Origin of the sequence: Chelativorans intermedius (genome assembly GCF_025398255.1) — a bacterium.
GTDB lineage: Bacteria > Pseudomonadota > Alphaproteobacteria > Rhizobiales > Rhizobiaceae > Chelativorans > Chelativorans intermedius.
The window spans coordinates 106,020-125,793 of sequence record NZ_JAODNW010000014.1 but is presented as its reverse complement, the minus strand read 5'-3'; the positions used below and the strand labels follow the sequence as shown (position 1 = coordinate 125,793).

The 19,774-nt window shown below is 66.2% G+C and carries 16 protein-coding genes; 8 read left to right on the top strand and 8 right to left on the bottom strand.

The genetic code is table 11. From position 1 onward, the window contains the following. Positions 1-3: 3 nt before the first annotated feature. The 3 genes from ldtR to NYR58_RS11580 form a co-directional block, all read right to left on the bottom strand. The gene (ldtR, locus tag NYR58_RS11590; protein WP_261520905.1) at positions 4-519 is read right to left on the bottom strand and encodes a transcriptional regulator LdtR; all 516 of its coding nucleotides are present in this window, start codon (positions 517-519) and stop codon (positions 4-6) included. A 153-nt stretch (positions 520-672) separates the two neighbouring features. Then, positions 673-1,095 (bottom strand): DUF6163 family protein, encoded by a 423-nt coding sequence (locus NYR58_RS11585; RefSeq protein ID WP_261520904.1) that lies wholly within the window; start codon positions 1,093-1,095, stop codon positions 673-675. After that, a complete protein-coding gene (locus tag NYR58_RS11580) occupies positions 1,092-2,144 on the bottom strand; it encodes an enoyl-CoA hydratase/isomerase family protein (RefSeq protein ID WP_261520902.1) in 1,053 nt (350 codons plus the stop codon). The genes NYR58_RS11585 and NYR58_RS11580 overlap by 4 nt, the downstream gene beginning before the upstream one ends. Before the next feature lie 160 nt (positions 2,145-2,304). On the opposite strand from NYR58_RS11580, the gene hemB reads away from it, so the two are divergent. From hemB to NYR58_RS11555, 5 genes are all read left to right on the top strand, one after another. Next, complete coding sequence (gene hemB, locus NYR58_RS11575; RefSeq protein ID WP_261520901.1) at positions 2,305-3,339, top strand: porphobilinogen synthase; 1,035 nt, start codon at positions 2,305-2,307, stop codon at positions 3,337-3,339. A 101-nt stretch (positions 3,340-3,440) separates the two neighbouring features. Beyond that, a complete protein-coding gene (locus NYR58_RS11570) occupies positions 3,441-3,923 on the top strand; it encodes an RDD family protein (protein ID WP_261520900.1) in 483 nt (160 codons plus the stop codon). Between the two features lie 159 nt (positions 3,924-4,082). Further along, positions 4,083-5,912, top strand: a complete 1,830-nt coding sequence (locus NYR58_RS11565; protein WP_261520899.1) for an SLC13 family permease — start codon at positions 4,083-4,085, stop codon at positions 5,910-5,912. 24 nt (positions 5,913-5,936) lie between these two features. After that, entirely contained in the window at positions 5,937-6,683 is a 747-nt protein-coding gene (locus NYR58_RS11560; protein ID WP_261520896.1) for an arginyltransferase, read from the top strand. A gap of 36 nt (positions 6,684-6,719) precedes the next feature. After that, positions 6,720-7,622 carry a DMT family transporter gene (locus NYR58_RS11555; protein ID WP_261520895.1) on the top strand — a complete coding sequence of 301 codons (903 nt, stop codon included), beginning with the start codon at positions 6,720-6,722 and terminating at the stop codon, positions 7,620-7,622. A gap of 115 nt (positions 7,623-7,737) precedes the next feature. On the opposite strand, the gene parC is transcribed toward NYR58_RS11555, so the two are convergent. Then, a complete protein-coding gene (gene parC, locus NYR58_RS11550; RefSeq protein ID WP_261520894.1) occupies positions 7,738-9,993 on the bottom strand; it encodes a DNA topoisomerase IV subunit A in 2,256 nt (751 codons plus the stop codon). A gap of 178 nt (positions 9,994-10,171) precedes the next feature. Further along, positions 10,172-11,056 carry an alpha/beta hydrolase gene (locus NYR58_RS11545; RefSeq protein ID WP_261520892.1) on the bottom strand — a complete coding sequence of 295 codons (885 nt, stop codon included), beginning with the start codon at positions 11,054-11,056 and terminating at the stop codon, positions 10,172-10,174. Between the two features lie 135 nt (positions 11,057-11,191). On the opposite strand from NYR58_RS11545, the gene NYR58_RS11540 reads away from it, so the two are divergent. Continuing rightward, entirely contained in the window at positions 11,192-12,385 is a 1,194-nt protein-coding gene (locus NYR58_RS11540) for a hypothetical protein (RefSeq protein WP_261520891.1), read from the top strand. Between the two features lie 113 nt (positions 12,386-12,498). Here NYR58_RS11540 and aspS read toward each other — a convergent pair whose 3' ends face one another. Further along, a complete protein-coding gene (gene aspS / locus NYR58_RS11535) occupies positions 12,499-14,286 on the bottom strand; it encodes an aspartate--tRNA ligase (protein WP_261520890.1) in 1,788 nt (595 codons plus the stop codon). A 167-nt stretch (positions 14,287-14,453) separates the two neighbouring features. On the opposite strand from aspS, the gene rnd reads away from it, so the two are divergent. Next, positions 14,454-15,632, top strand: a complete 1,179-nt coding sequence (gene rnd / locus NYR58_RS11530) for a ribonuclease D (RefSeq protein ID WP_261520888.1) — start codon at positions 14,454-14,456, stop codon at positions 15,630-15,632. Here rnd and ppx read toward each other — a convergent pair whose 3' ends face one another. Both ppx and NYR58_RS11520 read right to left on the bottom strand, forming a co-directional pair. Then, positions 15,633-17,153, bottom strand: a complete 1,521-nt coding sequence (gene ppx / locus NYR58_RS11525; protein ID WP_261520886.1) for an exopolyphosphatase — start codon at positions 17,151-17,153, stop codon at positions 15,633-15,635. A gap of 3 nt (positions 17,154-17,156) precedes the next feature. After that, complete coding sequence (locus NYR58_RS11520; protein WP_261520885.1) at positions 17,157-19,358, bottom strand: RNA degradosome polyphosphate kinase; 2,202 nt, start codon at positions 19,356-19,358, stop codon at positions 17,157-17,159. 157 nt (positions 19,359-19,515) lie between these two features. Here NYR58_RS11520 and NYR58_RS11515 point away from each other — a divergent pair, with 157 nt between their 5' ends. Continuing rightward, positions 19,516-19,761, top strand: coding sequence for a zinc-finger domain-containing protein (locus NYR58_RS11515; RefSeq protein ID WP_261520884.1), 246 nt, complete (start codon positions 19,516-19,518; stop codon positions 19,759-19,761). The last annotated feature ends 13 nt before the right edge of the window (positions 19,762-19,774 follow it).

Here is a 19,774-nt window from a genome sequence, read left to right as displayed (position 1 = left end):
CCGCTACATCCTGTAGGCGATGGTGTCGTTCCAGAAGCGGTCGAGCCGCTGCAGCGCCCGGTTCATCTGGCGGAACTCGTCGGCCTTCAGGCCGCCCACCTGCTCGATGGTGCCGATGTGGCGGTCGTAGAGACCGGAGACGATCTTGGCGATCTCCCGCCCCTTCGGCGTCAGGCTGATGCGCACGGAGCGCCGGTCAACGCGCGAGCGCTGATGGTGCACAAAGCCCATCTCGACCAGCTTCTTCAGATTGTAGGAGACGTTGGAGCCCAGATAATAGCCGCGGGTGCGCAGCTCGCCCGCCGTCAGCTCGGCATCGCCGATGTTGAACAGCAGCAGCGCCTGGATGGCGTTGATGTCGCTGCGGCCCTGGCGCTCGAACTCATCCTTGATGACGTCAAGCAGGCGCCGGTGCAGGCGCTCCACCAGCTGCAGCGCCTCCAGATAGAGGGAGCGCAGCGGCGCCTCCTCTTCCTGGTGGATGGATGTCTTCTGGGTCGCGGAACGCGTGTTGATCATGACTGGAGCCTCTCGTTTTGACGCCGGTGTGTTTTTGTTTTCACCTTGAGGGCGACCCTAGCGAATGCATCTAAAATTCGACTTAAACGCCAAGCTTAACAACGTCTTATAGAGAGAACTCCGCATTTAGGGCTAAAAAGGCGTTAACCTCGGTTAATGCGCCTGCTGCCGCCGTTCGAGATAAAGCAGCGTGCGCAGAGCGGCGAAGGCGGCGGCGATGAGGCCGTAAAGCACCACCAGCCATGGCCAAGGGCCGAACAGATGCGGCAGGAAGCCATACATCATCGTCTCCGTGGCCGCGCACAGGAACCAGACCACCGGCCCCCACGAGACCAACAGCCACAGCCCAACCGCGGCGACGGGAAGGAGGACGGCGAGCGGCGCAGCCGTCGCCTGCCAGTAGAAGGGCATCAGGTCGAAACGCCACTCCGGCCCCTCGAAGAAGCCCATCAGCCGTACCCAGTAACCCACGCCCTGGACGACGCAGAACAGCGCCACGCTGCGCTGAAACAGCTCCAGCCACTGCTCCAGCGGCGACCTTCGCACCGGGATGGGGGAGACCGCATCGTTCGTCACAGCGCCAACTCCCCTTCCGGCAGCGGCGCGAAATAGGCGTCGATGGCCGCGGCCTGCACGGCGTCCAGGGAAGCGGGCTGCCAGGCTGGCGCCTTCGTCCTGTCGATGAGGGCGGCGCGGATGCCTTCGTAGAAATCGGGATTGGCAAGCATGCGATTGACGATGCGGTATTCCATGCGCATGCACGCCTCCATGGAGAGCACTGCCCCCTGACGCAGCGCGCGGAATGCGACGTGAAGGCTGGTGGGCGAGCGGCTGGCGATGGTTCTGAGCGTCTCGCCGGCGAATACATCGCCCGTTGCGGCAGCGCGGGAGAGGCTGTCGATGCACGCCTCCAGCGTGGGATGGCGGAAATGCCGCTCGATGGCGGCGAGCGTGGCGGCGTCCCTGTCGCGCGGCACGGGGCGATGGCGCGCCTTGAGCGCGGCATCGGGGTCTCCGCTCTCGGCAATCTCGCCTGTGAGATCGGCCAGATCCTGCGAATCGACGGCATGGGTTGCAAGGCCGGCGCCCAGGGCCTCCCCCTGCCCGATGCGCTCCCCCGTCAGCGCCAGATACATGCCATAGTGGCCGGCAAGGCGTGACAGCAGATGGCTTGCCCCCACATCGGGAAAGAAGCCGATGCCAACCTCCGGCATGGCGAAGAGCGCCTTGCCTGTCATCACGCGGTGCGAGCCATGCGCCGACACGCCGACGCCGCCGCCCATGACCACGCCGTCGATCAGCGACACATAGGGTTTGGGAAAGCGCGCGATGGCCGCGTTGAGCCGGTATTCGTCGGCGAAGAAGGCGACCGGCGGCCGGCCGGCACGGCCGGCCTCGTAGACGGCCAGAATGTCGCCGCCGGCGCAAAATGCCCGCCCCTCGCCGCGGATAAGGACGACGCGCACCTCCTCTTCGGCCTGCCATGCGGCAAGCGCGCGGCCCATCGCCTTGACCATGGAATGGGTCAGCGCGTTGAGGGCGGCAGGCCGGTTGAGCGTGATGACGCCCGCCCTTGCCCGCCGCTCGAAAAGAACTTCCTCGCCGCCACCGAAATCGACCTGCAACCGCTCCTCCCGTGAAGAAACGTTCGAGCGCTGCTTAGGTGCGGCATGGCGCCGCGTCAATGCCGCTGTGCGGCGCTCACACGCCCTTGGCCGGGTGGACTTCGTGTTGTTCCGGCGTGCCGGCGCGTGATAAATGGTTGCACAAGATGGAGAAGAACCTGTGAACAAGCCTAGCCGTGCCAAGCCGGAAGCCATACGCAGCGTCGACGAGATTACCGCCGGGCGCCGGCTGCGGCGCATGCGCAAGGCCGACTGGGCGCGCCGGCTGGTGCAGGAGAACCACCTGCGCGTCGACGATCTCATCTGGCCGATCTTCCTGGTCGAGGGCGAAGGGCGGCAGGAGCCCGTTTCCGCCATGCCCGGCGTCTTCCGCTACTCGGTGGACCTGGCGGTGCGCCAGGCGGAACGTGCCGCGCGGCTCGGCATTCCCGCCATCGCCACCTTCCCCAACATCGACATGAACCGGCGCGACGCGCGGGGCTCGGCGATTCTCGATCCCGACAACCTGATCAACCGGGCCACCCGCGCCATCAAGGCAGCAGTGCCGGAGATCGGGGTCATTACCGATGTCGCGCTCGATCCCTTCACCGATCACGGGCATGACGGCATCCTGCGCGACGGCATCATCGTCAATGACGAGACGGTGGCGCAGATTGCCGAGGCAGCGGTGCTGCAGGCGGCTGCCGGTTCGGATGTCATCGCCCCTTCCGACATGATGGACGGGCGCATCGGCGCCATCCGCGACGCGCTCGACGGCAACGGCTTCCAGGACGTCGCCATCATGTCCTACGCGACCAAGTTCGCCTCCGCCTTCTACGGTCCCTATCGCGAGGCGATCGGCACCGGCGGGCTCCTGAAGGGCGACAAGAAGACCTACTACATCGACCCCGCCAACACCGACGAGGCGCTGCGCGAGACCGCCCAGGACCTGGCCGAGGGCGCCGACATGGTGATGGTCAAGCCCGGCCTTCCCTATCTCGACATCGTGCGGCGGCTGAAGGACGCGTTCGCCGTGCCCACCTTCGCCTATCAGGTGTCGGGCGAATACGCGATGATCAAGGCCGCCGCCGCCAATGGCTGGATCGACGGCGAACAGGCGATGCTGGAAAGTCTGCTTGCCTTCAAGCGCGCCGGTTGCGACGGGGTGCTGACCTATTTCGCGCCGGAGGTGGCGGCACTCCTGACCGGGCGGTGAGGTGGGAGAGGTTGGCCGGGCCGTCGAAGAGTCTGGCGCTTGAAACCCCGCCTGCCATCCCTATCTGGCAGAGACGTCTTTCCCGATGAGGGCCAAACGCCATGACCTACACCCAATCGCACTCGACCGCGCTCGATGACGGCAACGTCACGCAGCGGCTCGAAGACTGGCGCACCCTGCAGGGCGTGCGCACGCGGCGCGTCTTCGCCTTCATCATCGATTATCTGCTGATCGGCCTGCTGGTCATTCCCATAGGACTGTTCATCTTCCTGCTGGGCATCCTCACCGTTGGCCTCGGCTGGCTGCTTTTCGGCATCATCGGGCCGCTGACCGCCCTCACCTATGTGGCTGCCACGCTCGGCGGGCGGCATCAGTCGACCTGGGGCATGCGGCTGATGGGCATTCGCCTGGAAAGGCTCGACGGCCGGCGGGTCGATCCCCTGCTTGCCATCGTGCATACCGTTCTGTTCTGGGCGGCCAACGCCATCCTGACCCCGCTCATCCTGCTTGTGGCGCTTTTCCTTCGCCACAAGCGCACGCTGCACGACCTGCTGCTCGGCACCGTCGTTGTGCGCGTGGGCTGAGGGCAACGCCATCCCACGGCAAGGCCCGGCAAAGGGGCAAAGTTGCGCATGAGGGCGCGGCGCGGGCAAATCCATGCTTGCGGCGCGGGACGCGGTGCTTATGCTCTGGCCACCAGCGGGCAGCGCTTCGGCCCGCATTGCAGTTGAGTGCGGGACGCGATGGCCGACTTTCACGTCTGGATGACCTATGCGATCATCCTCCTCACCATGCTCGCCTACACCAGCGAGCGCTTTGCGCTCGAACAGGTGGCACTGGCGAGCCTGGCGGCCTTCCTGCTGCTGTTCGCCGTCTTTCCCTATGAGAACGAGGCGCTCGGCAGCCTGCACCCGGAAGAGCTTCTGGCGGGCTTTGCCAACCCGGCGCTGGCCACCGTGCTGGCGCTGCTGATCGTTGGCCAGGGGCTGTTCGCCACCGATGCCATGGACAGGCCGGTGCGCATGCTCGCCCGCGCCGGGGGGCGCTCGGCCACGAGGGCCATCGTCATCACCCTCCTGTCCGCGGCAACACTCAGCGCGGTGCTGAACAACACCCCGGTGGTGGTCATCTTCATCCCCGTGCTCACGGTCATGGCCGCCCATCGCCGTTTCGCCGCCTCCAAGGTGCTGATGCCACTTTCCTTCCTCACCATACTGGGCGGCATGACGACGCTCATCGGCTCCTCCACCAACCTGCTGGTGGCCGGTGTCGCGGCACGGGCGGGCGAGAGCATCGGGTTCTTCGACATCACCGTGCCGGGCATCATCCTGGCAACGGCGGGCGCGGTCTATGTGCTGGGCATCATGCCGCGCATCCTGCAGACGGCGGAGAACGAAAGCAGCCACCAGAAGACGGTCTCCGGCACGCAGTTCATCGGCGAAATCCGGCTGACGGCCGGCCACCCCTTCATCGGCATGGAATCCAAGGCCGGCATGTTTCCCGGCCTGCGCGACCTGACGCCGCGCCTCATCGTGCGCCGCGGCATGATCTTCTATCCACCCTTCGAGAACGTCACCCTGTCGGAGGGAGACCGGCTGGTGGTGACGGCAACGCGCCGCGCCTTCATGGACGCCCTGTCGCGCGGCGGCGCCAGCATCATCTCCAACGGGCAGGAACAGCTCGCCGGAACGGGCGACCCCTCGCAGCCGCTGGGGCCGGACTATCACCTGGCCGAGGCGGTCATCGCGCCGGGCTCGCGCCATGCCGGGCGCACCATCCGCAACGCCGGCATCGACACCACCCACGGCATCCACATGCTGGGGGTGCAGCGCAAGCACCGCATGGGACGCACGCCGATGTCGGAGATCCGCCTGGAGCCCGGCGACACCATCCTCATCGGCGGCACCGACCGGGCGCTCGAAGAGCTGCGCCAGAGCCACGACCTCTTGGTGCTGGAGTGGTCGGCCGAGCCCGTGCCGCAGCGCCGCAAGGCGGGCATCGCCATGGCCATCTTCGCCTTCATCGTCGCCACCGCGGCGCTCGACCTCCTGCCCATCGTTGCCACCTCCATCGCCGGTGCCTTCGCCATGCTGGCGACGGGGTGCCTGACCCTGCCGCAGCTCAGCCGCGCCTTCGACCGGCAGATCTTCCTGCTGGTCGGCTCCTCCATCGCCGCCGCCACCGCGCTGGAGCGCACCGGCGGCGCGCAGCTCATCGCCGACGGTGTCGTCGCCCTGCTCGACGGGCAGAGCCCGGCCATCATCCTGTCTGGCTTCTTCGCCGCCGTGGCGGTGCTCACCAACTTCCTGTCCAACAACGCCACCGCCGTGCTGTTCACGCCCATCGGGCTCGGCATCGCCCATGCCATCGGCGCGCCGCCGATGGCCTTCGTGGCCGCCACCATCTTTGCCGCCAACACCTGCTTCGCCACCCCCATCGGCTACCAGACCAACCTTCTGGTGATGGGGCCCGGCCACTATTCCTTCCGCGACTTCATCCGCGCCGGCGCGCCGCTGGTGGCAATTATGTGGTTGACGTTTTCGCTCGTCGGCCCATGGTATTATGGGCTTTGAGAAAGGGAGCGACGCCCGCGGACCATGACGCAGCAGCCGACCCAGTCCCCGCAGTTCTTCCTGACCGCGCCTTCGCCTTGCCCCTATCTGGAGGGCCAGTACGAACGCAAGGTCTTCACGCATCTGGTGGGCGACAAGGCGTCGGAGCTCAACGACCTGCTCACCCAGGGCGGCTTCCGCCGCTCGCAGAACATCGCCTACCGGCCGGCCTGCGAGACGTGCCGCGCCTGCGTGTCGGTGCGGATCCTCGCGCAGGAATTCTCGCCCACCCGCAACATGAAGCGGGTGATGAAGCGCAATGCCGACCTCATCGGCACCGCCCATGCCGCCCAGCCTTCCTCGGAGCAATATTCCCTCTTCCGCGCCTATCTCAACGCCCGCCACCGGCGCGGCGGAATGTCGGACATGACGGTGCTCGACTACGCCATGATGGTGGAGGACACCCATGTCGACACGCGGGTGATCGAGTATCGCCGCCGCGGGCCGGATTCCTTCGTCACCGGCCGTGGCGAGGGGCCGCTCATCGCCGTGGCGCTGACGGACGAGATGGCCGACGGGCTGTCCATGGTCTATTCCTTCTACGATCCGGCGCTCGAGGAACGTTCCCTCGGCACCTTCATGATCCTTGATCATATCCGCCGCGCCGCCGCCGCCGGCCTGCCCCATGTGTATCTGGGCTACTGGGTCAATGGGGCACGCAAGATGGCCTATAAGGTGCGCTTCAGGCCGCAGGAACATCTGGGGCCCAACGGCTGGGAGCGGTTCGGCTGAGGCGGCTGCTGTCCGCACGAGGGAAAGCGCGCCGTCGTGTCTGACGAGAATCGCAACCACGGCAAGGGGCTGCTGTTGACCGCCACGGGCGGGCTGGCACTCACCTTCGACATCCCGCTCATCCGGCTGGCCGAGGGCGACCCGTGGCCGGTGCTGATGGTGCGCAGCGGGCTCACCGTTCTTGCGGGTCTCGCGGTGTGGGCCGTCTGGCGCGCTTTTTCGCCCAAGGCGCCGCCGCTGGTGCCGGGCCGCCCCGGCCTTGCGGTGGCCGGTCTCTACGGCCTTTCGGCCATCACCTTCCTGGCCGCGGTCTACAACACGGCAACGGCCAACCTGGTCTTCATCCTGGCCTTCAACTCCATGTTCGCCGCGCTGCTTTCCTGGGTGTTTCTGCGCGAGCGGCCGCGCCGGGCAACGCTTGTCGCCATGGCGGTGATGTTCGCCGGTCTTCTCGTTATCGTCGGCGACGGCATCGGCACCGGCCATTTCTTCGGCGACATGATGGCGCTCGTCTCGGCCTTCTCCATCGCGCTTGCCATCACCATCACGCGGGCGAGCGGGCGCGACATGGGCTTTGCCGCGCTGGTGGCTGTCGCCCTGCCCTTCCTGGTCGGCGCCGTGATGACGGCGCACACCGGCTACCGCATCGAGGCGCCGCTGTGGATCGTGCTCAATGGCGGCCTCGTCATCCCGCTGGCCTTCTTCTGCCTCGCCAACGGGCCGAAATATCTTCCCGGCCCCGAGGTCGCGATGTTCTATCTCCTGGAGACCGTCCTGGCGCCCATCTGGGTGTGGCTCATCTTTTCGGAGGTTCCCACCACGGCAAGCCTGGTGGGCGGCAGCATCCTCGTCGTAACACTCGTCGCCCATTCCCTGTGGCAGCTTCACACCGGACGACGGCGGCGCCGCGCCGCCGGCACCATCCGGCACCCGGTCTAGACCGGTTCATCGTTTCAATGAAACGCTGATCCGGTCCATCCATCTGTTTTTGCCGCATTTATGCGACGCCAGATGATTCCATCTGGCTGCAAAATGCCGTAGCGCATCCGGCCCGTCAGGCGAACTTTCCCGTACGCGGAAAGCCCTTCGGCGCCATGCGGCCGGCGGCGGCGCGGCTGCCCAGCCACTCGGTCAGCTCCTGGCGCGCACGGGTGAAGGTCCGCCCGGCCGAATCCTGCCAGGAAAGCCCCTCCTCCATGGCGAAGGTCTTCAGGTCGCTCACGCCGCCGTCTCGGTAGCGCTGCAGGCGTACGCCCTTGCCGCGCGCCATCTCCGGCACCTCCGCGAGCGGGAAGACGAGCAGCTTCCTGTTCTCGCCGACGATGGCCGCGTGGTCGCCCGTCACCGCGACGCAGAGCTTGGCCTCGTCCGGCGTCTTGACGTTCATCACCTGCTTGCCCTTGCGGGTGTTGGCCACCACTTCCTTCTCCGCCACGATGAAGCCGTTGCCGCCGTGAGAGACGAGAAGCAGGCGGCGCTCGGGATCGTGTGCAAAGGCGGTGACGATCGCCTGGTCGGCCTCCAGATCGACCATCAGGCGCACGGGCTCGCCGTGGCCGCGCCCGCCGGGCAGACGGTCGCCCGGCAAGGTGTGGAACTTGCCGCCGGTGGTGAAGATGAGGATCTTGTCCGTGGTCTGGGCATGGAAGGCGAGCTTCAGCGCATCCCCTTCCTTGAAGGAGAGCGAAGCCAGGTCTGAAAGGTGCCCCTTCATGGCGCGGATCCAGCCCTTCTGGGACAGAACGACGGTGATCGGCTCGCGCTCGATCATCGCCTGCTGCACCTCTTCGAGATCATGGACCGGAGCATCGCCGAAGGTGGTGCGCCGCCGCCCCAGCGCCGGGTTCTTCTCCGGGTCGAAGGTCTCGCGCACCTTCGCCACCTCCCAGCGTACGGTCTTCCACTGCTTGTCCGTGGAACCCAGCAGCGCCTCGATCTGCGCCTTCTCCTCGGTCAGCCTGTCGAACTCCTTGCGGATCTCGAACTCCTCCAGCTTGCGCAGCGCCCTCAACCGCATGTTGAGGATGGCCTCGGCCTGCGTGTCGGTGAGCTCGAAGCGGGCCATGAGCACGGTCTTGGGCTCGTCCTCCTCGCGGATGATGCGGATCACCTCGTCGATATTGAGATAGGCGATCAGATAGCCGGCCAGAACCTCCAGCCGCTTCTCGATCTCGCCCAGCCTGTGCCGGGAGCGACGCACCAGCACCTCGCGGCGGTGATCCAGCCACTCGCGCAGGACCTGCTTCAGGGACAGGACGCCCGGCACCTTGCCCCGCGACAGGACGTTCATGTTGAGCGGGAAGCGCGCCTCGAGATCGGTGAGTCGGAAGAGCGATTCCATCAGAAGCTCCGGCTCGACGGTGCGGCTCTTGGGCACCAGCACGATGCGGATGTCTTCCGCGCTCTCGTCGCGAATGTCTTCGAGAAGCGGCAGCTTGCGCGAAAGGATCAGCTCCGCGATCTTCTCGATCAGCCTCGACTTCTGGACGCCATAGGGAATTTCCGTCACCACGGCGTTCCAGGTGCCTCGGCCCTGGTCCTCCTTCACCCAGCGGGCGCGCACGCGGAAGCCGCCGCGCCCGGTCTCGTAGGCTTCGCGGATCGACGCCTTGTCCTCGACGATGATGCCACCGGTCGGAAAGTCCGGCCCCTTCACGAAGTCGAGCAGGCGGGAGACCGGCACCTCGGGATCGTCAATCAGGGCGAGCGCGGCATCGCACACTTCCGCCGCATTGTGCGGCGGGATGGAGGTTGCCATGCCCACGGCGATGCCGGAGGAACCGTTGCACAGGAGGTTCGGAAAGGCGCCGGGCAGCACCACCGGCTCCTCGTCCTCCTCGTTGTAAGTGGGGCGGAAATCGACGGCATCTTCGGTGATGCCGGTGAGCAGCTCGGCCGCCACCTCCGTCATGCGTGCCTCGGTGTAGCGCATGGCAGCGGCATTGTCGCCGTCGATGTTGCCGAAATTGCCCTGCCCGTCGACCAGCGGATAGCGCATGGCAAAGGGCTGGGCGAGGCGCACCAGCGCGTCGTAGATCGACTGGTCGCCATGTGGATGGAACTTGCCCATCACGTCGCCGACGATGCGGGCGCACTTGGCAAAGCCCTGGTCGGGCGACAGCCGCAGCAGCCGCATGGCGTGCACGATGCGCCGATGCACGGGCTTCAGCCCATCGCGCACATCGGGCAGCGCCCGGTGCATGATGGTCGAAAGCGCATAGGCCAGATAGCGCTCCTCGAGCGCCTTTTTCAGATCGACGGCGGTTGCCGGATCGTCGCCGCCGGCGGGCGGAAGAAGCTCTTTTCCCATGGCTTCCGGTTAGACCAGCAGGCGATTCGCGGCAAGTGCGCCTTTCCCGGCAGGCGCAAGCGCCCATCGCCCGTGCGGGAACCGGATGCGCACCGGGTGTTCGGGAGAGCGAAAGGCCAGACGGCAAAGCCAGGTGTGGCAATGGTGGCCGCGCGGGCGCGGATCTTCCGGCGACGGCTCAGCGCGTGACCCGTTCCAGAAAGCGCTCGATCGCGGCGGTGGCGGCGTCGCCCGGCTGGCCGAGGCGGCGGGCAATGGAGCCATGCGTATAACGGCGGCCATCGAAGACCTCGACACGGGCGCCGCGGCTTCTCAGAAGGTTGGCATAGCCGTTGGTGAGCGCGCGCCGGCGCTCGCCATTGGAGCCCGAATGCAGGAAGAGATGCGGCGGATAGCCCGCGCCGTGCCTGGCGTAGGTGGCCGGGGACCAGCGCACCCAGTCCTGCGGGTCGGAGCCGAAGGCATCGAGATAGGGATAGCCGAGCGAGCCGCGCAGGCCGGCATAGGCGACCATGTCATAGGCTTGCACATCGTTGGGGATGACGCCACGCACATTGCCCACCATGCCGCGGGCTGCCGCCAATGCCACCAGATGCGCGCCGGCGGAATGGCCCATGAGCACAATGCGGTCCGGGTCGCCGCCATAGCGGTGGATGTTGGCGCGCACCCAGGCCACCGCCTGCGCGAGGTCGCGCACCTGGCCGTCAATGGTGGTGGACGGCACCTTGCGGTAGTCGATGGCGACGAAGAGATAGCCCTTTTGGTTCAGCCATTCGGGCAGGGAATAGACCTTCTTGCGGCTGCCCCTCACCCAGCCGCCGCCATGGGCGTAGATGACCACCGGCTTGCGCCTGCCGCCCGCAAGGCTGAAAAGATTGAGCTGAAAGACGCTGGCGCGGGCGGGCTCCTCCTCGGGGGTGTGGATGTCGAGCTGCAGGCCGCGCGCATAGACGAGGCCATCGTGCAAGCTGCCGCCGGCCGCCGGTGCGACGGTGAGGAGCGCCAGAAGCGCCGCCAGCATCGACAGAAGCGCGGCCGTTCGTCCAAGCGTCGCGTAAGGCATTGTCCCCCTTCACCCTGTCGGCGTTCATCACGAAACGCGCCGTAAATTGACACAGCCGGCGCCTCCCGTCATCTTTCCGGCGGAAATTTCCGCCACGGAAACGAAAATCATCCAGCCACAATCGGGGAACGCCGCATGGAACGCCACAGCCTCCGCCTGAAATCCTTCCTTCTTGCCGGCCTCCTCGTGGCGACAGGCGCGCCCGCCGCGCTCGCATTGGAGGCGGATGCGGTGGGCGAGCGCCTCAAGGCGCTGCTCGACCGACAGCAGATCGACATCGCCTACGGCGCGGCGCGGCTGAGCGGCGATGACGTCGTCCTCGAAGATGTCACGGTGCGCAGCGAGGCCGGCGGCGGCGCCCTGCCCCTCGGCGAACTCGTGCTGGAGGATGTGCGCGAGGAGGGGGACGGCAGCCTCGTTGTGGGCACGGTGGCCATGGAAGACTTCCGCCACCAGGCGGACGACGTGACCGTCTCGCTCACGGATCTGAGGATCGAGGGCCTGGTATTGCCGGCGGATCTGGCCAGCGATCCCTTCGGCGGCGCCATGCGCTACGAGCGCATGGAGGTCGCGCGCCTCGACGTGGAAGGCCGCGACGGGCCGATCGCCACGCTGGAAAACGCCCATGCCGACGTCGCCATAGCCGAGGACGACACGATGACGGTGGCGGGCGTGGCCGATTCCTTCTCGCTGAACCTGCGGGCCATGATGGCCGATTCGGCCAACGCCGCCGCAGCGCTCGCCGAGCTCGGCTACGAGCAGCTGCGCGGCCATGCGCGGATGGAGGGAAGCTGGCGCCCCTCGGACGGGCGCGTGACGCTCGCGAATTACGAGGCGACCATCGAGAATGCCGGCACGCTCAACATCATGGTCGATTTCGCCGGCTACACGCCGGCCTTCATCGCGACAATGGAAGAGCTGTCGGACAGCATGGAGGAAAGCGGCGGCCAGAACAACTCCGCCCAGGGCATGGCCATGCTGGGCATGATGCAGCAGCTCACATTCCACGGCATGACGCTGCGCTTTACCGACGATTCGCTGACCGGCAGGCTGCTCGACTACACGGCGCGCAAGCAGGGCAGCCGCCCGGCCGACGTCATTGCCCAGGCCAAGGCGGTCATCCCCATGCAGCTCAAGCCCTATCTCGGGGAGGAGCTGACCGGCGCGCTGACCGAAGCCGTGGGCGACTTTCTGGAGAACCCGGAGACGCTGGAAATCAGCGCCCGGCCGGAAACCCCGGTGCCCTTCGCCATGCTGATGGGCGCGGCGATGGGCTCCCCGGATCTCCTCATCAAGCAGATTGGCCTGGCCGTCACCGCAAACCGCTAGAGACAGGCATTTTTGCAGCCAGATGGAATCATCTGGCGTCGCACAAATGCGGCAAGAACAAATAGATGGACCGGATCAGCGTTTCAATGAAACGGTGACCCGGTCTGGAGGCATCAGGAGTCCTTCACCGGGGCGAGCCGCAGATGCAGCTCGCGAAGCTGCTGCGGCGTGGCTTCCGACGGCGCGCCCATCAGCAGATCCTGCGCCTGCTGGTTCATGGGGAACATCGACACCTCGCGCAGGTTCTTCGCGCCCACCAGAAGCATGACGATGCGGTCGATGCCGGCGGCCATGCCGCCATGCGGCGGAGCGCCATACTGGAAAGCGCGATAGAGGCCGCCGAAGCGCTCCTCCACGGTCGCGCGGTCGAAGCCGGCGATCTCGAAGGCCTTGACCATCACCTCCGGCAGGTGGTTGCGGATACCGCCCGAAGCGATCTCGTAGCCGTTGCAGACGAGATCGTACTGGAATGCCTTGATGGACAGCGGGTCCTGGCTTTCGAGCGCGGCCATTCCGCCCTGCGGCATGGAGAACGGGTTGTGGCCGAACTCGATGCGGTTTTCCTCGTCGTTCCACTCGTAGAAGGGGAAGTCGACCACCCAGGCAAGCGCGAAGCGCTCGCGGTCGACGAGGTTCAGCTCCTCGCCGGCGCGCGTGCGCGCGGCGCCTGCGAAGGCGGCGAACTTCCTCGGATCGCCCGCCACGAAGAAACAGGCGTCACCGTCTCCGAGGCCGAGCTGGGTGCGGATCGCCTCGGTGCGCTCAGGGCCGATGTTCTTGGCGATGGGGCCGGCGCCCTCCAGCGCCTCGCCTTCCCGGCGCCAGAAGATGTAGCCGAGCCCCGGCTGGCCTTCGCCCTGCGCCCAGGAATTCATGCGGTCGCAGAAGGCGCGGCTGCCGCCGGTCCTGGCGGGAATCGCCCAAACCTCGGCCTTCGGATCGCTTGCCAGGATGTTGGCAAAGACCTTGAAACCGGAGCCACGGAAATGCTCGGAGACGTCCTGCATCTCGATGGGATTCCTGAGATCCGGCTTGTCCGAGCCGTATTTGCGAATCGCCTCGTCATAGGGAATGCGCGGGAACGTCTGCGTCACCGGCTTGCCGTCCGCAAAAGCCTCGAAGATGCCGCGCATGATCGGCTCCATGGTGGAGAAGACATCCTCCTGTTCGACGAAGCTCATCTCCAGGTCGAGCTGGTAGAACTCGCCGGGCAGGCGGTCGGCGCGCGGGTCCTCGTCGCGAAAGCACGGCGCGATCTGGAAATAGCGGTCGAAGCCGGAGACCATGATGAGCTGCTTGTAGACCTGCGGGGCCTGCGGCAGCGCGTAGAACTTGCCGGCATGAAGGCGCGAGGGCACGAGGAAGTCCCGCGCGCCCTCGGGCGAGGAGGCGGTGAGGATCGGCGTCGAAAACTCCGTGAAACCCGCCTCGCCCATGCGCCGGCGCATCTCTGCGACGATCTTCGTGCGCGCCACGATGTTTCTGTGCAGCGTCTCGCGGCGCAGATCGAGAAAGCGGTACTTCAGGCGGATATCCTCGGGATAGTCCGGCTCTCCGAAGACCGGCAACGGCAGCTCCCTGGCCGGCGAGAGGACTTCGATCTCGCCGGCAAACACCTCCACCTCGCCGGTCGGCAGGTTGGGGTTCACCGTCTCCGCCGTGCGCGCCTTCACCTGGCCGTCGACGCGGATCACCCACTCGCTGCGCACGCGCTCCGCCTCCGAGAAGGCCGGCGAATCCGGGTCGGCGACGATCTGCGTGATGCCGTAATGGTCGCGCAGGTCGATGAAGAGCAGGCCGCCATGGTCGCGCACGCGATGCACCCAGCCGGAAAGGCGGACGGTCTGGCCCACATGCGATGTCCTCAATTCTGCGCAAGTATGGCTGCGGTAGCGATGCATTATCTTCGGTCCATATGTGAAAGGTCACGGGAGGGGCGCCGACGGCCCTCGTCAAATCGCCGGGAAAAGCGCATGCGCGCCCGGTTTTGTCAAGGCGAAGGCCGGGCAGCAGCCGGCCGGCGATACAATTTCTTCACATTTGGCGCTTCAACGCCTAAAGAGGAGACATGGAACTCATCACGACCCGCAAAGCGCTGGAAAAGGCTGTCGGCGCGCTCGAAACCTCCGATTTCATCACCATCGACACGGAATTCATCCGCGAGACCACCTTCTGGCCGGAGCTTTGCCTGATCCAGATGGCTGCGCCCGGCATCACCGCGATGGTCGATCCGCTGGCCCCGGATATGGATCTTTCCCCCTTCTTCCGGCTGATGGCCAACGAGAAGGTGGTGAAGGTTTTCCACGCCGCGCGCCAGGATATCGAGATCGTCTACAATATGGGCGGTCTCATTCCGCATCCGATCTTCGACACGCAGGTGGCGGCGATGGTGTGCGGTTTCGGCGACAGCATCTCCTACGATCAGCTCGTCTATCGCATCACCGGCGAACGGCTGGACAAGGCTTCGCGCTTTACGGACTGGCGCCGCCGGCCCCTGTCGCAGAAGCAGCTCGACTACGCGCTGGCCGATGTGACCCATCTCATTCCCGTCTACGAGCACCTGAAGGCCATGCTGGAACGCGAAGGCCGCGCCCACTGGCTGAAGGAAGAGATGGACGTGCTGACGGCGCGGGAGACCTACGACCTGCATCCCGACGATGCCTGGAAGCGGCTGAAGCTCAGGGTACGCAAGCCGATCGAGCTTGCCGTGCTGCAGCATGTGGCCGCCTGGCGCGAGCGTGAGGCGCGGGAGCGCAACGTGCCGCGCGGTCGGGTGCTGAAGGACGATGCCATCTACGAAATCGCCCAGCAGCAGCCGCGCGATGCCGAGGCGCTGGCCCGGCTGAGGAGCACGCCGAAGGGCTGGGAACGCTCTGCCGCGGCGGCCGGGCTTCTCAACGCCGTCAACACGGCGCTTGCCCTGCCCAAGGAAGCACTTCCCAGGCTGCCCAAGCCGCAGCACGCACCGGAAGGGGCCGCGGCCGCGGCCGAGCTCATCAAGGTGCTGCTCAAGCTGGTGGCGGAGAGAGAGGGCGTGGCGGCCAAGATGCTGGCATCGAGCGACGACATCGAGCGCCTGGCCGCCGAGGGCGAGGAGGCAAAGGTGCCCGCGCTTTCCGGCTGGCGGCGCGAGGTGTTCGGCGAGGAGGCGCTGAAGCTGCTGCGCGGCGAGATCGCCCTGCGCTTTGCGGGCAAGCGGATCGAGACCTTTTCGCCCCCGACGGCCATGGCGCGGGCGGCGGAATAGTCAGTCCGCCGCCACGTCCAGCACCAGATCGAGCCCCGCCACCTTCGCAAGCTGCGCCATGCGGCCGTGCGGGCGCTCACCCATCAGCGCGGCGCGGGCGCGCGGCACCAGCAGGGCGACGGAGCCGTCGCCGCGCCGCTCCCACCGCAGTTGCGGGATGACGCCAGGCATGGAAGCGCTCAGCAGATAGACCACGCGCAGGAGCCCGCCCAGAAGCCGGGCCCGCTCCACATAGCGCGGGGTGGCCAGCTTGCGCATCTCCGGGGACAGCGCATCGTCGAACAGGCCCTCGTGGCGGAACAGATTGGCCAGCGCGATGAAGGCGCGGCCGGGGTGATCTATGCCGATGAAGGAGCCGTGCGAGATGATGTTCAGCGACTGGGTGCCGCGATATTCCGGGTGGGCACGCCAGCCGATGTCGGCCAGCAGGCAGGCGGCACGGCGGTAGCGCGCCTCCTCGTCCGTCTCCTCGATGCCGAGGGCGGCAAAGGCCGCGCCCGACCACTCCGCAAGCTCGCGGGCATGGGTGACGGAGCGGGCGCGCAGCAGCGCCAGCTCCTCGGCCGCCGAGAGGAGCGGATCGGCCTGGCGTTCCTCCTCGCCGAGCAGCGAATAGACGAAGCCCTCGCGCACGCCATTTGCGGAAATGACGATTCGCGCCGGACGGGCGGCACGAATCACCTCCAGAAGGACGGCCGCGCCATAGGGCAGCAGCGCGCGACGGTTCTTGGACACCCGCTCGATGCCCTTCATCTTGCCGATGTCGCCCTTGGCGACGCGCTTCAGGAAGGCAGCGTCGCGCACGGGGTCGAGCTCGTAGTGGTGCATCACAGGCAGCGGGTATTTCGTAACGCTCATGTGAAGGCGGGCGAGGTTTCGCCACGTGCCGCCGACACAGTAGAAGTTGCGCCCCTCCCCCTGGACCAGCCAGGCGGCGCGGGAAAGCTCCTGCCGGGCGATGCGCTGGGCCTCAGCGGTCGAGGCGCCGGACATCTCCTTCAGCTTCAGCCCGCCGAGCGGGGTGGTGATGCCCTCGCCCATCGTCTCGCCCCGGACATCGACGAGCTCAAGGCTGCCGCCGCCGAGATCGCCCATGATGCCGTCGGCGCGATGAAAGGCCGAGATGACGCCGAGGGCCGCATAGCGGGCCTCCTCGCGCCCCGAAAGCACGCGGATCTGGGTGCCCAGGATATCCTCGGCGCGATGGATGAAGTCCGGCCCGTTCCTGGCCTCGCGCGCTGCGGCGGTGGCCAGCACATGCAGCGACTGCGCGCCTGCCTGCTCGGAAAGGGCGCGGAAACGGCGAAATTCCTCGACGGCGCGCGTGACGCCGTCGGGGTCGAGCTCGCCTGTCGTCACGATGCTGCGGCCGAGGCCGGCGAGCATCTTCTCGTTGAACAGCACGGTGGGCGAACGGGCCACCCCTTCATAGATCACCAGGCGGATCGAGTTCGAACCGATGTCGATGACCGAAAGGGGGCGCCGGTCCGGCAACCGGCCCTGAGAGACGGCTGGAGCCACGGTTCAGCCGGCGATGGCCTTCTTGCGCCGCTTGAAGGCGGCTATCCGCTTGGGCGCATGGGACTTCAGCGCCACGCCACGGCCGGACAGGCTGGGATTGGTCATGAAATATTCCTGAGCGTTGAAGGCTTCCTCTCCTTCCTCCGGCGCCAGGCGCCTGGAAGTCCCGTCAGGCAATACTTCGAAACTCTGCTGGTTGTCCATGATGTTTCCCAGCATGATCTGACCCAGAACCTGCTCATGCACGGTGGGATTGGTGATGGGCACCATCGTCTCCACCCGGCGGTCGAGATTGCGCGGCATCAGATCGGCCGAGGAGATATAGACGATGGCCTCGTCGGAGGGCAGGCCGTGGCCATTGCCGAAGCAATAGATGCGGCTGTGCTCCAGGAAGCGGCCGACGATGGACTTCACGCGGATGTTTTCCGAAAGGCCCGGCACCTGTGGGCGCAGGCAGCAGATGCCACGCACCACGAGGTCAATCTCGACGCCGGCGCGACCCGCCTCGTAGAGCGCGTCGATGATCGCGGGATCGACAAGCGCGTTCATCTTCATCCAGATCTGCGCCGGCCGGCCGGCCTTGGCATGTTCCATCTCTGCCTGGATGTGCTCCAGAATGCGGTTTCTCAGGGTGAAGGGCGAGACGGCAAGCCGCATGTTCACGTCCGGCTCGGCATAGCCGGTGATGAAGTTGAAGACCTTGGCCACGTCGTAGGCGATGACCGGATCGACCGTGAAGTAGGAAAGGTCGGTGTAGATGCGGGCCGTGATCGGGTGATAGTTGCCGGTGCCCAGATGCACATAGTTGCGCAGGCCCCTGCCCTCGCGCCGCACCACAAGCGACATCTTGGCATGCGTCTTCAGCTCGATGAAGCCGAAGACCACCTGCACGCCGGCGCGCTCCAGATCGCGCGCCCAGCGGATGTTGGCCTCCTCGTCGAAGCGCGCCTTCAGCTCCACCAGCGCCGTCACCGATTTGCCGGCCTCGGAGGCGTCGATCAGAGCGCGCACGATGGGACTGTCGTTCGAGGTGCGGTAGAGCGTCTGCTTGATGGCCAGCACATCCGGGTCGGCGGCGGCCTGACGCAGGAACTGCACCACCACATCGAAGCTCTCATAGGGGTGGTGGATGACGATGTCCTTCTCGCGGATGGCGGCGAAGCAGTCGCCGCCATGGTCGCGGATGCGCTCGGGAAAGCGCGGATTGTAGGGCCGGAACTTGAGATCGTCGCGCGGCAGCTTGACGATCTCGGAAATCTGGCTGATGGCCAGCGGCCCGTCGAGCACGCTGATCCGCGAGGATGGCACGCCGAGCTCCGTGGCCACGAAATCGCGCAGGCCCTCCGGCATGGAGCTTTCAAACTCGATGCGGATCACAGAGCCGCGACGCCGGCGCTTCAGCGCCGTCTCGAACAGGCGCACGAGGTCTTCGGCCTCCTCCTCCACCTCGATGTCGCTGTCGCGGATGATGCGGAAGGTGCCCGAGCCATTCACCTTGTAGCCGGGGAACAGCTTGGCGATGAACATCTCCACCACATCCTCAAGCGCGATGAAGCGGGCGCTCTTGCCCCGCGTAGGCAGGGCGATGAAGCGCTGCAGGGCCACCGGCAGGCGCAGAAGCGCCGTCATGCTCTCCTTGTTGCCCAGGTGCTGCAGGTCGAGCGCGATGGAGAAGCCCAGATTGGGAATGAAGGGGAAGGGGTGAGCGGGGTCGATGGAAAGGGGCGTGAGCACGGGATAGATGGATTCCAGAAACTGCTCCTCCACCCATTTCCTGTCATCCCGGTTCAGGGCCTCCGGGCGCACGATCTCGATGCCTTCCTTCTTGAGAAGCTCAAGCAGACGGGTGAGACTGGCGTGCTGCTCCACCTGCAGGCGGCTGACCTCGCGCAGCACATGCACGAGCTGCTCCTCCGGCGTGCGGCCATCGGCGCTGCGGGTGACGATGCCCTCCCGCACCTGGCCTGCAAGACCGGCCACACGCACCATGAAGAACTCGTCCAGATTGTCCGCCGAAATGGACAGGAAGCGCAGGCGCTCCAGAAGCGGGTGGCTGGTGTTCTGCGACTCTTCGAGCACCCGCCTGTTGAACTGAAGCCAGGAAAATTCGCGATTGACGAAGCGGTCGGGCCCGAAACGCTTGATCTCGCCCGTCGTCCCCTGCTGGGTCGGAAACTCGCTCTTGACCGGCTTCAGCTCGTTCATCGTCCGCTTTCTCGACTCGTTTTCCTCCGGCGACCGTTCGCCCCCACGATATTATGTCCTGACAGGGTTTTGCGACAGTTTCATATCACGGGGTTGCCAAGAAAGGATTTATGCTCCAAACGCAGCCACAATGTAGGGTCACTGCGGGAGAGATGAAATGGCGGGCCAGGAAACGCCGCATTTCCACAACACCGACGGCCATCGCACCATCGAGATCGGCGTCAAGGAATTCATGTGCATGGGCGCCGTTCCGCCGAACGACCACCCGCATGTCTTTCTCGACATGGGCGATGACGAGGAGCGCGTCTGCCCCTATTGCTCAACGCTCTATCGCTACAATGCGGCGCTGAAGGCGGACGAGACGGTGCCGGTGGGCTGCCGCTACCACGGGGAAACCGTCTGAAGCGCTGCGAAGC